At 62.2% G+C, this 12,127-nt stretch carries 9 protein-coding genes; 4 read left to right on the top strand and 5 right to left on the bottom strand.

The annotated features are described in order from the left end of the window. Nucleotides 1–27: 27 nt before the first annotated feature. Nucleotides 28–2,133, top strand: coding sequence for a glycoside hydrolase family 52 protein (locus D5261_RS12660; RefSeq protein WP_119321385.1), 2,106 nt, complete (start codon nucleotides 28–30; stop codon nucleotides 2,131–2,133). An 11-nt stretch (nucleotides 2,134–2,144) separates the two neighbouring features. Continuing rightward, nucleotides 2,145–2,297: a hypothetical protein gene (locus D5261_RS12655; RefSeq protein WP_165864186.1), complete on the top strand. Its 153-nt coding sequence runs from the start codon at nucleotides 2,145–2,147 to the stop codon at nucleotides 2,295–2,297. A gap of 205 nt (nucleotides 2,298–2,502) precedes the next feature. Here D5261_RS12655 and D5261_RS12650 read toward each other — a convergent pair whose 3' ends face one another. Continuing rightward, the gene (locus D5261_RS12650; protein ID WP_119321518.1) at nucleotides 2,503–4,512 is read right to left on the bottom strand and encodes a beta-galactosidase; all 2,010 of its coding nucleotides are present in this window, start codon (nucleotides 4,510–4,512) and stop codon (nucleotides 2,503–2,505) included. Nucleotides 4,513–4,715: 203 nt separating this feature from the next. Here D5261_RS12650 and D5261_RS12645 point away from each other — a divergent pair, with 203 nt between their 5' ends. Continuing rightward, nucleotides 4,716–5,768 (top strand): acyltransferase family protein, encoded by a 1,053-nt coding sequence (locus D5261_RS12645; RefSeq protein WP_301002485.1) that lies wholly within the window; start codon nucleotides 4,716–4,718, stop codon nucleotides 5,766–5,768. On the opposite strand, the gene D5261_RS12640 is transcribed toward D5261_RS12645, so the two are convergent. Beyond that, the gene (locus D5261_RS12640; protein WP_125205960.1) at nucleotides 5,743–7,743 is read right to left on the bottom strand and encodes a hypothetical protein; all 2,001 of its coding nucleotides are present in this window, start codon (nucleotides 7,741–7,743) and stop codon (nucleotides 5,743–5,745) included. The genes D5261_RS12645 and D5261_RS12640 overlap by 26 nt on opposite strands. 135 nt (nucleotides 7,744–7,878) lie before the next feature. Between D5261_RS12640 and prpE the strand changes: the two genes are divergently transcribed. Further along, complete coding sequence (prpE, locus tag D5261_RS12635) at nucleotides 7,879–8,601, top strand: bis(5'-nucleosyl)-tetraphosphatase PrpE (protein WP_119321382.1); 723 nt, start codon at nucleotides 7,879–7,881, stop codon at nucleotides 8,599–8,601. Here prpE and D5261_RS12630 read toward each other — a convergent pair. Genes D5261_RS12630 through D5261_RS12620 form a run of 3 tightly spaced genes read right to left on the bottom strand, consistent with a single transcriptional unit; the run spans nucleotide 8,483 to nucleotide 12,084 of the window. Continuing rightward, the gene (locus tag D5261_RS12630) at nucleotides 8,483–9,877 is read right to left on the bottom strand and encodes a M14 family zinc carboxypeptidase (RefSeq protein ID WP_119321381.1); all 1,395 of its coding nucleotides are present in this window, start codon (nucleotides 9,875–9,877) and stop codon (nucleotides 8,483–8,485) included. The two genes, prpE and D5261_RS12630, sit on opposite strands and share 119 nt — an antisense overlap. 18 nt (nucleotides 9,878–9,895) lie before the next feature. Then, complete coding sequence (gene alr, locus D5261_RS12625; protein ID WP_119321380.1) at nucleotides 9,896–11,053, bottom strand: alanine racemase; 1,158 nt, start codon at nucleotides 11,051–11,053, stop codon at nucleotides 9,896–9,898. Next, the gene (locus D5261_RS12620; RefSeq protein ID WP_165864184.1) at nucleotides 11,050–12,084 is read right to left on the bottom strand and encodes a M14 family zinc carboxypeptidase; all 1,035 of its coding nucleotides are present in this window, start codon (nucleotides 12,082–12,084) and stop codon (nucleotides 11,050–11,052) included. Before D5261_RS12620 ends, alr begins: the two co-directional genes overlap by 4 nt. Between the last annotated feature and the right edge of the window lie 43 nt (nucleotides 12,085–12,127).

The following is a 12,127-nucleotide window of genomic DNA, read 5'->3' as shown; positions in this document are numbered from 1 at the left end:
GTTAACAAAAACGCACTTAGAGCCACCATGCAAAATATCTTTTTCAATACGCATCATGCGCCTATCGGCGCTTTCGCCAGCTTCACGCTGGGCTTTCCGGGCGCGTCGGGCGGTCTGGGGCTGGAGCTTGGCCGGCCGGCGAACCAGAATATCTACATTGGACTGGAGAGTGAAGAGCCGCTGCGCTATGAACTGCTCCCGTTTTACGAGGAAGTGTCCGCCCGAAGCGAGAGTGAGCGTTATGAGGCGGGGCTGCACGCGCCGCTCGCAAGCGCGGCGCAGCTGCGTTCGTTTGAGCGCGGCGGGATCCGCAGAGAGTTTCAGCTGGGAACGGACACCTGGAGCGCGGGCGATCTGACGTTTCGGATTCATTCCCCCGTGCGGTCGATCCCCGATCCGGAATTGGCGGAGCGGGAAGACCTGCGGCGCGCGCTCGTCCCGGCGGTCCTGTGCGAGCTGACGGTGGACAACACGCGCGGCGCTCACTCCCGACGCGCCTTTTTCGGGTTTCAGGGCGACGATCCCTACTCCGCCATGCGCGTGCTGGGGGACGGAAAAGCGGACGGCGTTCGCGGCGTCGGCCAGGGACGACATCTCGCGATCGCCACACAAGACGCGGACGTGCGGTGCGGACTGGGGTTTCGTCTCACGGACATTCTCGAAGAACGCTCGGAGAATCTCGATTTCGGCCTGGGCGTCGCGGGGGCGCTGTTGATGGATGTCCCCGCCGGCGAGCGGCGGACATTCGAGTTCGCTGTCTGTTTCTATCGCGGGGGGATCGTCACATCGGGCATCGACTGCTCGTACTATTACACGCGTCTGTTTGACCGGATTGAGGATGTCGCCGCGTATGCGCTTGGCGCCGCGCCGGAGATCCTGGCCGCGTCGAAGGCGTCGGACGATCTCCTCGCCCACAGCCGGCTTTCCGAAGATCAGCGTTTTATGCTGGCGCACGCCATTCGAGGGTACTGCGCCAGCACCGAGATGCTGGATCGCGACGGCGAGGCGCTCTGGGTGGTCAATGAGGGCGAGTATCGAATGATCAACACGTTCGATCTGACCGTCGACCATCTCTTCTTCGAATTGAAGATGAATCCCTGGGCCGTGCGCAACGTTCTGGATCAGTTCATCGAGACCTACAGCTACCGGGACGAAGTCCATTTCCCGGGCGACACGGCCCTGTATCCCGGCGGACTTAGCTTCACGCACGATATGGGGGTGGCGAATGTCTTCTCCCGTCCCGGCCACTCGTGCTACGAGAAGACGGGGCTCGACGGCTGCTTTTCGCATATGACGCACGAGCAGCTCGTCAACTGGCTCTGCTGCGCCACGACCTATGTCGCATATACCGACGATCAGCCGTGGCTTGCGCGCCGTCTTTCCATCTTTGAAGAGTGCCTGCAAAGCCTGCTGAACCGCGATCACCCGGATCCGGAGCAGCGCAATGGACTGATGGGCCTCGACAGCAGCCGCACGGATCACGGCGCCGAGATCACGACCTATGACAGCCTGGACAAGTCGCTCGGGCAGGCGCGCAATAACGTCTACATGGGCGTCAAGACATGGGCGTCGTATGTCGCTCTGGAGCGCTTGTTCGCGGCGCAGGGCCGCGCGGACCTCGCGCGGACATCGGGACGGCAGGCCGATCTTTGCGCGCGCACGATCGCGCAATCCCTGGAAGGCTGCTGCATCCCGGCAGTGATCGGCGAAGGCAACACGGCCCGCATCCTCTCCGCCATCGAAGGACTTGTGTTTCCCCACTTCCATGGCGACCGCGACGCCCTCGATCCAGAAGGACGCTTCGGAAATCTCCTCGGCGCTCTGAAGACACATTTCCAGAACGTCCTCAAACCCGGCGTTTGCTTGTTCCCAGATGGAGGCTGGAAGCTTTCCTCGACCAGCAATAACTCCTGGCTGAGCAAGATCTATTTGGCGCAGCACGTCGCGCGGGCCGTGCTTGGGATCGATCACGCGATGGTGACGGCGAACGCCGACGCCGCGCATGTCGAATGGCTTCTGGATCCCGAACTCAGCTACTGGGCCTGGAGCGATCAGATGGTTTCGGGACGCGCGCTGGGAAGCCGATACTACCCGCGCGGCGTCACCGCGATCCTCTGGCTCAGCGAAGAATAATCACATGAAGCGTGGCGGGCGGCGGCGCGCAGGTGTGGCGCCTGAGCGCCGCTGCGCCATCGATTGAGCGCCTCGCCAGCATCCCGGCCAATCCGGGCAGAGTCCAATTGACCGTTCCCGCCCAGAGCGTCACGCTGCTGGTGCTTCGGCCGCGAGGGGAATGATGGCGAGCGCATGGAGACCACGCACTGAAGTACGTGGCTGGGGGTTGCTCCGCAACCGACCGTCCGTGCCGGACGGAAGAGAGCTGTCGATCACGTTTTCTAGCTCTTCCATCCGGCACGGACGGTCGGCGCGAAGCGCCCACAGCCGGGTAATTCATTGCCCGGTAGGCAAAAGCCTACTCTATGAGTTCATCCCAAAACACGCCTAAATCTCCTGTAAAATCGCCACGCCGTACGGCGTCAGCTCTAGAACGCCTTGCGTCTCTTCGCCGGTAATCAGCTCCTGGAACGTTCCCGCCGGCAGCGCCACGGAAACTCCGGCGTTGTTGTGGTTCAGGACATAAACGAAAGCTTCGCCCGACGGCAGGCTCAGTTCGGTGACTTCGACGCCCGACGGTGGACGGGCGCCGAGCGGGAGCTGGATTTGCGCTTCGCCCAGCACCGTCTGAAGGAACGCGCGCAAACCGGAGGCGGCAAGCGCCGTCGCCAGATAGTAGGCTTTTCCAGAGCCGAACTCGTTCACGGTGACAGCGGGCATCCCGGCGTAGAAATCGCGCTCGTACCGAGCGAGAACTGTCGCGCCTTCGCTGTGGATCAGATCGCAGAGCATGCCGCAATCCGAAATCGAGCTGTCTGCTTCGAACCGGATCGTGTTGCTTTCCTGGGGGGAGAGCACATCGATCTCCTCCGCCCAAATGCCTAGCAGCTTGCGCAGCGGTCCCGGATAGCCGCCCAGCGTCACGAGATCGGTCTCGTCGACAATGCCGCTGAAGTAAGTCGTGACAAGGACGCCGCCCGCCTGGACATATGCCTCCAGGCGCTCGGCGACGCCCGGCTTCACCATATACAGCACGGGGGCGACGATGAGTTTGTATTGGGAAAGATCGGCTTCGGGCGAGACGATGTCGGCGACAATGCCCAGGTCGTGCAGCGCGGCGTAATAACTTTGCGTCTGCGCGATGTATTTCAAATCGACGCTCGGACCGCTGGAGTACTCGACCGCCCACCAATTATCCCAATCGAACAGCACGGCGGCGGCGGACTGCACCCGTGCGCCGAGCGTGTTCGCTCCCAGAGCTTCCAGCTCCGCGCCCAGAGTCGCGACCTCCTGAAAAACGCGCGCGTCGGAGCGGCCCGCATGCTCCACGACGGCGCCGTGGTACTTCTCGCACGCGCCCCGCGAACGCCGCCACTGGAAGTACATCACGGCGTTCGCCCCGTGCGCCATCGCCTGATACGACCAGAGACGCATCACGCCAGGGCGCTTCAGGGCGTTATACGGCTGCCAGTTCTGCTGCGACGGCGTTTGCTCCATCAGCATCCAGGGCAGTCCCTCTTTACAGCCGCGCATCAGGCTATGATTGAACGCGATGTCGGCGGGTGTGGCGCCGCGCTGCGGATACGAATCCCAGGAGATCAGGTCCATCTCCTTCGCCCATTTGTGATAGTCCGTTGGCTTGCACGGCCCCATCAGATTCGTGGTGACGGGAATGTGCGGCGTGATCGCTTTCAAGACATCGCGCTCCGCCTTGTAGCAATTGAGCAGGCTCTCCGATTGGAAGCGATCGTAATCGATGAGCAGCGACTGCATCGAGCGCTCGCCGTTCGTGGTCGGCGGCTCGATCTGAGACCAATCGGTATAGGTATGGCCCCAGAATGTCGTGTTCCAGCGCCGGTTCGTCTCTTCCAGGCTGCCGTAGCGATCCTGAAGCCAGAGACGGAAGGCCGCCGCGCATTGATCGCAGTAGCAGGTATTGCCGTACTCGTTGCTCACGTGCCAGACGAGCAGGCCAGGATGACTGCCGTAACGCTCCGCCATGCGCCGCGCGAGGTTCGTGGAAAGCCGCCGGAAGTTCGGGGAGTTAGGGCAAAAGGTGTGGCGATTGCCATGGCGCTGCTGGACGCCGTGGACATCCACGCGCAGAATGTCGGGATACTTCTGGTCCATCCAGGCCGGCACGGAAGCCGTCGCAGTCGCCAGGCACAGGCCGACGCCGCCGGCCGTGAGCTTTTCGATCACGCGGTCCAGCCATTCGAACGTGTACGTGTCTTCCTCGGGCTGCAAGCTGACCCAGCCAAAGACCGGCAGCGTCGCGACATTCACATGCGCAAGCCGCATCAAGCGGACATCCTCGCTCCAGACCTCTTCGGGCCACTGTTCCGGGTTATAGTCGCCGCCATGGAGAATACGTGGGAAGAAGATGTCGCTCGTCATGCAGGGATATCCTTCGATCGTTGGAATAAAAGCCGTCGCGGCGTGGAGCCGCCGGTCTATTCTAACGCGCGGCGCGGGAAAATACAAGTGAGATTCGCAATTTCCGAGACGCCGATAGAAACGTTTCGCTAAAGAAAATCTTCAATTCGCCATAGAATGAAATTATGGAGAGAAATGCCGCAGATCACGCGCCAGAAAACCGATTGGACCATCTCGACGGCCTTCGCGCCATCGCCGCCATTTACGTCATGTGCGCGCATGGGCTTTCGGAGCAGCGCCTGGCGATATTTTCGTACGCGCATGCGGCGGTGACGGTATTCATCGTACTCTCCGGTTTTTGCTTGATGCTGCCCGTCGCACGCTCCGGCGACCAGAAAGGCGGGATAATCGCCTTTTTCATCCGGCGAGGGCGACGCATCCTGCCGCCTTATTACGCGGCGTTCGCGCTGTGCATCGCCGCCGCGCCGCTGGCCGCACAGGCGCCGCCGGCGCGGGATTTCCCGCGCTCCTTCGCGGAGCACCTGTTCCTGACGCACGATTTTGGGCCGTTCCCCTATGCGATATCGGCGCCGCTCTGGTCGGTCGCCGTCGAGTGGCACATCTATCTGATCTTCCCCGTTCTGGCGTGGGCGGCGCTGCGGTGGGGGCCAATCAAAATGGCGGCGGGAGCTCTGCTGCTTTCTCTCGCCGCAGAACACTGGTCGCCGCTCAAGTCGCCGTCGATGCACTATTACGGGGATTTCGCGATCGGTGCGGCGGGCGCGTTCATTGCATATTCCCAGGAGACACTCTCACGCTCGATCCGAAATCAAACTCGGTGGCCGATCTTCGCCGGACTCATCGCCGTGGCGATGGGCGTATCGCTCACCGCGCTTGGCGCGGAACGATATGAGACGATCCGAGATATTGTCGACCTTCCCATCTCCCTGATGACCGTCGCCGTTTTGATTGCCTGCGCCGTACCCGGCGGCGAGCGCTGCCGGCGGATACTTTCTAGAACATGGCTGGCGGGACTCGGCTCCTTCTCCTACAGCATTTATTTGATCCACGCGCCGGTCCTGGCGGTGATCCACCACTTCGCCCCCATATCCGGAACAGAAACCGCCGCCACGGTCGTGGGAATCTTGGAGCTTCCCATCGTCGTGGCGGCGGCATTTGTGTTTTATTGGATCTTCGAGCGCCCGTTTACGGTTAAGGGCGCGCGAAGTCCGGCGCTAAAGACGGCTTCGCTTACTTCAGCGTCGGATCGTCGATGATCAGCAAGTAAGGATAGTCGGCGGCGGTCACCGTGACCTTGGCGCCCTGGCCGCTGGAGCTGTCCACCGAAACAGGCACGGTCTTATCGTTAATCGGATCGTACACAGTGATCGCGGCTTTCTTGCCGGAAAAGCCGTCCAGGGTCAGCGTGAACTTCTCGGGATCGAGCGGTTTGAGAATGTCGCGCGTCATCACATAGTACGGGATCACAAACCGATGGCTATTCACCTGAAACGGCAGGAACGCAAAGACATCCCGGTCGTAGAGATTGGGATGCTCCGGAGTTCCATCGCCGGTAAACTGGGTGTGATCGTGCGTATCGGAAATATCCGTCAGCGAGATCGACTGTGCGGTCAAATTCGGGTCGAGCCCACTCTTCATCTTAGCCGTCAGCCGGCCAAGCGACGCCAGCGTTGGCGACGTATAAGAAGAATCGTCGTCAGGATACGTCGCGTCCTTCTTCAAGGCATAATCGACAAAGTTCGTCTGGATCAGTCCCACTTCTCGATCGCCAAGCGTTCGATTCGCGGACATCGCGGCGTAGAGATCGACCTTGGTCGCCCCCTTATTCAAAAAGAACGTGTAGAAGCGAAGCGCCGATTTCGCTTTGATCCGCAGGATCTGATCGACCGGAGTGCTGGGGCTGTCCACGCCGGGCGCCGTGTTTCCCTCGGTGAGCCACACCGACATCGGCTTCGTCTTCCCGTTCACCTGACGGCTTAACGCGCCGTGCGCGCTCCTCCCGACCATGTTCTTGATCGGGGCCATATCACGGATCGCGCTCTCCGTTTGAATAAACGTCCCGTTGTACTCTGGGAACAGCGCGGTGTAGGAAGGGGCGTAGGAGTCCTGTTCATACTTGGCGTTCAGGGTGAAGCCCTTCGCGTTATCCTTGGGGTAGGTCTTGCGCGATGGATAAGGGTGCTTGTCGATCGCCCAAATACGCGACGGTTCATCCGAAGCGGCGGGCCAGGGGATGGTGTTCGCGAATCCGTCGCCGAACTCCACGCCGCTGAATTGGGAAGCGTGATCATCGACGTAATCCGCTGTCGCTTTCACCAGGTTCGTGTAGATCGATTGCGGATTATAGTCCTGATATTTGCCCGGATAGTAGTTGTTGATCGTGAGAAACTGGTTACCAAACGTCAGCTCGTTCCAGATCTCCATATCGAAGCCTTTGTCCTTGGACCCTGTTGTGCCCAGAACGCCGGCGACATATTGGGCGACCACGCCGACATATTTTTGCCAGCCCGCGATTGTCGCATCGTAATCGTCCGTTCCGGGCTTGGAAAAGGGGCGATACTTTAGCGTCCCCACCTGCACCGTGGCCCCGGCGGTCAAATCCTTTGGCAGCGGCTTAGCCAGCGTCACCGTATCGCCATCGATCTTCGTGATGATCTGGTCCGCGAGAATATAGCCGACCAGATAACTCAGGCCGCTGTATCCAACCTTGAGACCACTGGTATCCTTCAGACGCACCGTCGTATCGCCGGTATGAGCGTCGGCGGCGACAACGCGATTCACGATAATATTGGGGCATGGCCCGCCCTGGTGCGCGTTCAGAAGAATCAGCGGTCGGATGCCGTTATCTTTGAGCGCCGTCAGCAGCACCGTGAGTCGCTTCTCCTGTGCGGGAACCAGCTTGGTTTCGTCATCGTAACTCAGCGATCCCCACCCAATTTCGAGACGAGCGCTGCGCACGCCGTGCGTCGCCAGCATTTTGGCGATCAGCTGCGGATCTTCATGGATCACATTGAAATTGACGCCGACTCCATTCAAAAACACGGAAGCCGGCAGCGTCGCGGAGTAGGCGCGCCACGGCTGCGCCCAGTGCGAATGCGATCCGAACGGCACCTTTGTGATCTGGTCCGGGTCAATATATGACGTGCTCAGTTTCCCTGCGTCCGCGCAGCCCTGCGCTCCCGCCAGCGCCACGACCGCCGACAGCGCGGCCAGCGCGATTTTCTTTTTCATCTCCGCCATCCTTCTTCTCCGTCGCCGGCTTACCGGACAGAATCTTTTTGCCGGCGGCGTTATCCTGGTATAATTACGAACTACCCACATTCTTCCATACTTCTGGATAGGCGACAAAAATAAAGGAGAAGTTCCCTGGAAAAGTACGATATCATCGGCGATGTCCACGGCTGTTTGGACGCATTGACGCGATTGACGGCCGCTCTGGGCTATAACGCCGTCGGCGAGCATCCTGAAGGACGCACGCTGGTATTCGTGGGAGATCTGATCAACCGAGGCCCCGATACGGCGGGTGTGCTGCGCTTTGCGATCGACCGATGGCGGCGTAAGCAAGCCCAGATGGTGATGGGAAATCATGATGTCATTCTCGCGAAGTGGCTGCGAGGCGAGGCGATGGAGCCGGGCCGGACGGGGCTGGACGAGACGATCCGACAGATTGAAAGTCAGACGGACAGCGCTCAGTTTAAGGACGACATCCGGGCTCTGCTCGCCGACGCGCCTTTATATCGGATTCTCGACGGGGGACAGTTGATCGTCGCGCATGCGGGGATCGAGGAAAAGATGATCGGCCATGAGGATGATCCGGAGGTCCAGCGCTTTATTCTTTATGGAGATGCGATTGGCAAGAGTCCGGAAGGTAAGACGATCCGCCGCGACTGGGCGGCGGACTACCGGGGATCGGCGTTTATCGTCTACGGGCACACGCCGCAGGAGCGCGCCGAGATCCGTTACAACACTGTCAACGTAGACACAGGAGCCGCGCATGGAGGTCGTCTGACGGCGCTGCGCTGGCCCGAGCAAACCCTCGTGTCCGTGGCGTCGAACTATCACGTCGCCGCTCCGAAAGATCCGGCGTAAGCTCCCGGCGCGCGGGCAAGGCGTTCGAGGCGTTCACGGTATACGCCGAACGGAGGGCGCCGCGCGCCGCCGCCGGCCGAATGCCCGCCACGGCGGCGACGCGGCTGCCGGGGACATTCCGCAGCCAGGACTTGCGGCAGAACCGGTACCGAGGCGCGGGCGGCTCCGAATCCAGCACGGCTCGTCCCTGGAACAGCGCCCACAGCGCGACGGCGAAGGCCAGAACCACGGGAAGCCAGCGTGGCGCCCGCCGCGCCGGCCGGCCGGCGACAGGAGCCGCCGCCGTCTTGCTCACCGCGAAGATTTTTCGGTCGGCAACGCCCGCCTGGGCTTCGCGCGAATCGTCTCTATTCTCCAGCCCGTCGAGCCGCGCCAGCGTCCCGCTCGCCGACAGATTATCCCCCAGCGCATGGATCAGTCCGACATAGACACCCTGGCGGCGCACGAAGTCGCTCACATCGCCCGGATCGCCCGAGTGCGTTTCGACGAGCAGCGACACCAAATTCTGGGATGTGAAGTAGCGATGGGCAAGACGCGGATCGGCCTGCGGCCCGTACGCGGTCGCGTTGATTTGAAATCCGAGGCGTGAAAGCGCCATCGCGGCGGCGGACTGGGTTTCGCGCGCGGCGCCGGCGATCTCGCTTTCGCGGTCGCGGTCCGCCTCAATGCAGTTGGCGTTGTAGGGATCGTCGCCGTCCCAGTTATGCGCGTCGATCACCACATGCGGGCTGAGCTTCTGAGCGACGTCGTGGACGGCGCGCGTCTCCGGCTGCGCGAACGCGCCCCAGTCGCGGTTCAGGTCCGCCCCTACCCCGTTGCGGCGCGTGTTGGCGTCGGCGCCATCCGGATTGACCATCGGGACAAAATAAAACGTCGTCTGACGAAGCTGCGCGCGCAGCTCGGGTTCTTTGCCATGCGCAAGGCGGCTTAAAAGACCGAGGACAGCTTCGGTGCTGGCGGGCTCGTCGCCATGCTGGCGGCAGAGGAACAGCACCCGAACGGTCTTCTCCGAGGCGACGGCCGGTTCGCCGGCGCGCATCAGCCAGAGCGTTTTGCCGTGTGTGGATTTGCCGATGGACGCAAGCGTCAGCAGCGGGCTGGCGGCGGCGTCCGCGCGCAGCTCCGATGTCATCCGCACATACGATGTCACCCGCGAGGCGATAGGCTTTGTCATCGGCGCAGTGACGGGGTCTTTGGGAGCCGCGGCCGACGGAAGCTGCGCCGTCCCCGCCGCTAGCAGCAGGGCTCCCAATTTCCAGCACTTTTTGACGTTCATCGCTCTAAAAATTTGCGCTCATCCGTCTTCAAAACGGCGCGGCAGCCGCGCGCTGCTCGTCACGCGGCGAGCAGGAACCGTCACTTCGTCGCCCACCGCGACTTCCCCCAGATCGGTCACATCGACCGAACAGATCTGCATCGCGACGCGCCCGACTACGGGAACGCGCTTGCCACAGATCGTCACGGTATTCTGGGCTCCGCGCTTCATCAGGCCGCGCAGCAGCGCTTTGAGGCCGCGCGCGCCGGACGTCACACTCCCGGGAACGACGGTGAAGCCATCCGCGTAACCGATCGGCAGCACCGCAAGACGCGTCGCGCGCGCCGTCACGAATTCGCCGCCGTACCCCACGGGGGTTCCAGCGGGGACATCGCGCACGGAGACGATGCGCGTTTTCAGCTTCCACGAATCCCGAAGCTCCAGGCGCTTCGGGAGCGACGCCGCCGGGTACTGCCCATAGAGAAGAGTCCCGGGCCGCACGGCGTCCATCCAGTAATCCGGTCCCAGTAAAACGCCCGCCGAGTTGGCGCAGTGTCGCAAGCCCGAATCGATCCCCGCCCCTTTCAAATCCTGGAGCACGGACAGGAAGACGGCGAGCTGCTTGCGCGTCGGCGCTTCATCTTTCTCCAGCGCCCGTCCAAAGTGTGTGTAAACGCCGCCGAGGGTCACGTTCGGATCGTCCGCGATCGCGCGCGCCAGCTTGACGGCGTTTGCCGGCAGCACGCCCAGCCGCCCCATCCCCGTATCGACCTTCAAATGGACCTTCGCGGATTTCCCGGCCGACGCGGCGGCTTTGGAGATCGCCGCCAAACCATCCAGGTCACAAACCGTCAAAACGATCCCCTGCGCGACGAGCGTCTTCACCTGATCGGGGATCGGCGGGGCGAAGGCGAGGATCTCGGCGGCAATTCCCGCAAGGCGCAGTTCCAGCGCTTCTTCGGGGGTGGTGACCGCGAAGAAGTCGATTCCCGCCTCGCTCAGCACGCGCGCCGTTTGGGGAGCGCCGTGCCCGTAGGCGTTCGCTTTCACGACCGCGATCAATCGCGGCGCCGGCTCCGCCGTCTCCAGCAGTTTCAATAACGCCTGCGCGTTATGCGTCAGCGCGCCCCGGCTCACCGCAACCCAGCTCGTTGGCGTTAACTCGTCGCTTGGGAGCGATAATTCGTCGTCCGTCACGGCCCCTCTTTCTCGCTCTCGTCTCCCAAATCGGCGGCCGGAGGAGCCGCCGGCGTCACGCTCGCCGCCGGAGCGGGCGCGCCCAGCGCCGCCGGAATGGTGAAGCCGCGCGCCTCCGCTTCCGAAAGCAGCTGATCGCGCTCACCGGCCAGATCCCGGAGAATGACCGTCATAAAATGCTCGTGCGCCTCGGCGCGGGCCGTGACGCTGCGTCCGCTCCCTTCGGAGCGATTCGTCTCGAACAAGATCGTCGGCACACCGCCTTTGACGTTCTCATACCGGTGCGCGAGGCGCGCCGGATGCCCATCGTCGATTACGCAGCTGCGCGTCTGAAATCCTTCCGACGCCATCGAAAGCTGCACGATCTGCTGTGTCTCCAGGCAGAAATCGGCGATACGCGGAGCAGCGCGTCCAAGCGGCCCCACCGTCTCGGTAAAATCGCCGCGCGAGTCGCTCGGATACAGCTCGTGCTGGTCGGTCATCAGGTCGGGATGCAGGCGGTAGACGGCTTTGTAAATCGCCCGCGTCTCCGGCTGCGTGCGCTTCAGCCAGTCCCGGTTGAGATCGACATCGCGCGCGTTATGCCGCAGAAACTTCTCCGATCCGTCGGGGTTCGCCATCGGCACAAGATACACCGTGACATGCTTCAGCGTCTCCGCCAATGGGTCGTCCGGCCCCGCCTTCACCAGCTTCGCCGCAAAGCTCAGCGCCGCCTCGGTGCTTGCGGGTTCGTGCCCATGCTGGCGGCAGAGATAAAAGACCTTCTTCGTCTGCGACAGATCCACCGAAGGGTCCCGCAGCGTCACCATCCAAAGCGAGCGCCCCTGTACGGATGTCCCCAGCGAACTCAGCCCCATCCGCCCCGCGCCCTGCGCATGGTCGTACGCCAGCAGCGATTTGAGCTCGGCGACCATCGGCTGATAGCGCGTGGTCCCGGGCGGGCGGGCCAGGTCCTTTTCGGCGCGTGCGGCCGAGGGGATAATTGGCAAAAATAAAATAGCAGCGACAATCGTCGCACGAAATCGAGGCATTGCGCGTTCTCCTTCCACGGGAATACAAGTCCGTTGCATGGAG

Origin of the sequence: Capsulimonas corticalis (assembly GCF_003574315.2) — a bacterium.
In the GTDB taxonomy this organism is placed as follows: domain Bacteria; phylum Armatimonadota; class Armatimonadia; order Armatimonadales; family Capsulimonadaceae; genus Capsulimonas; species Capsulimonas corticalis.
The sequence above is the reverse complement of the archived record's forward strand: the minus strand, read 5'-3'. Positions and strand labels throughout refer to the sequence as shown.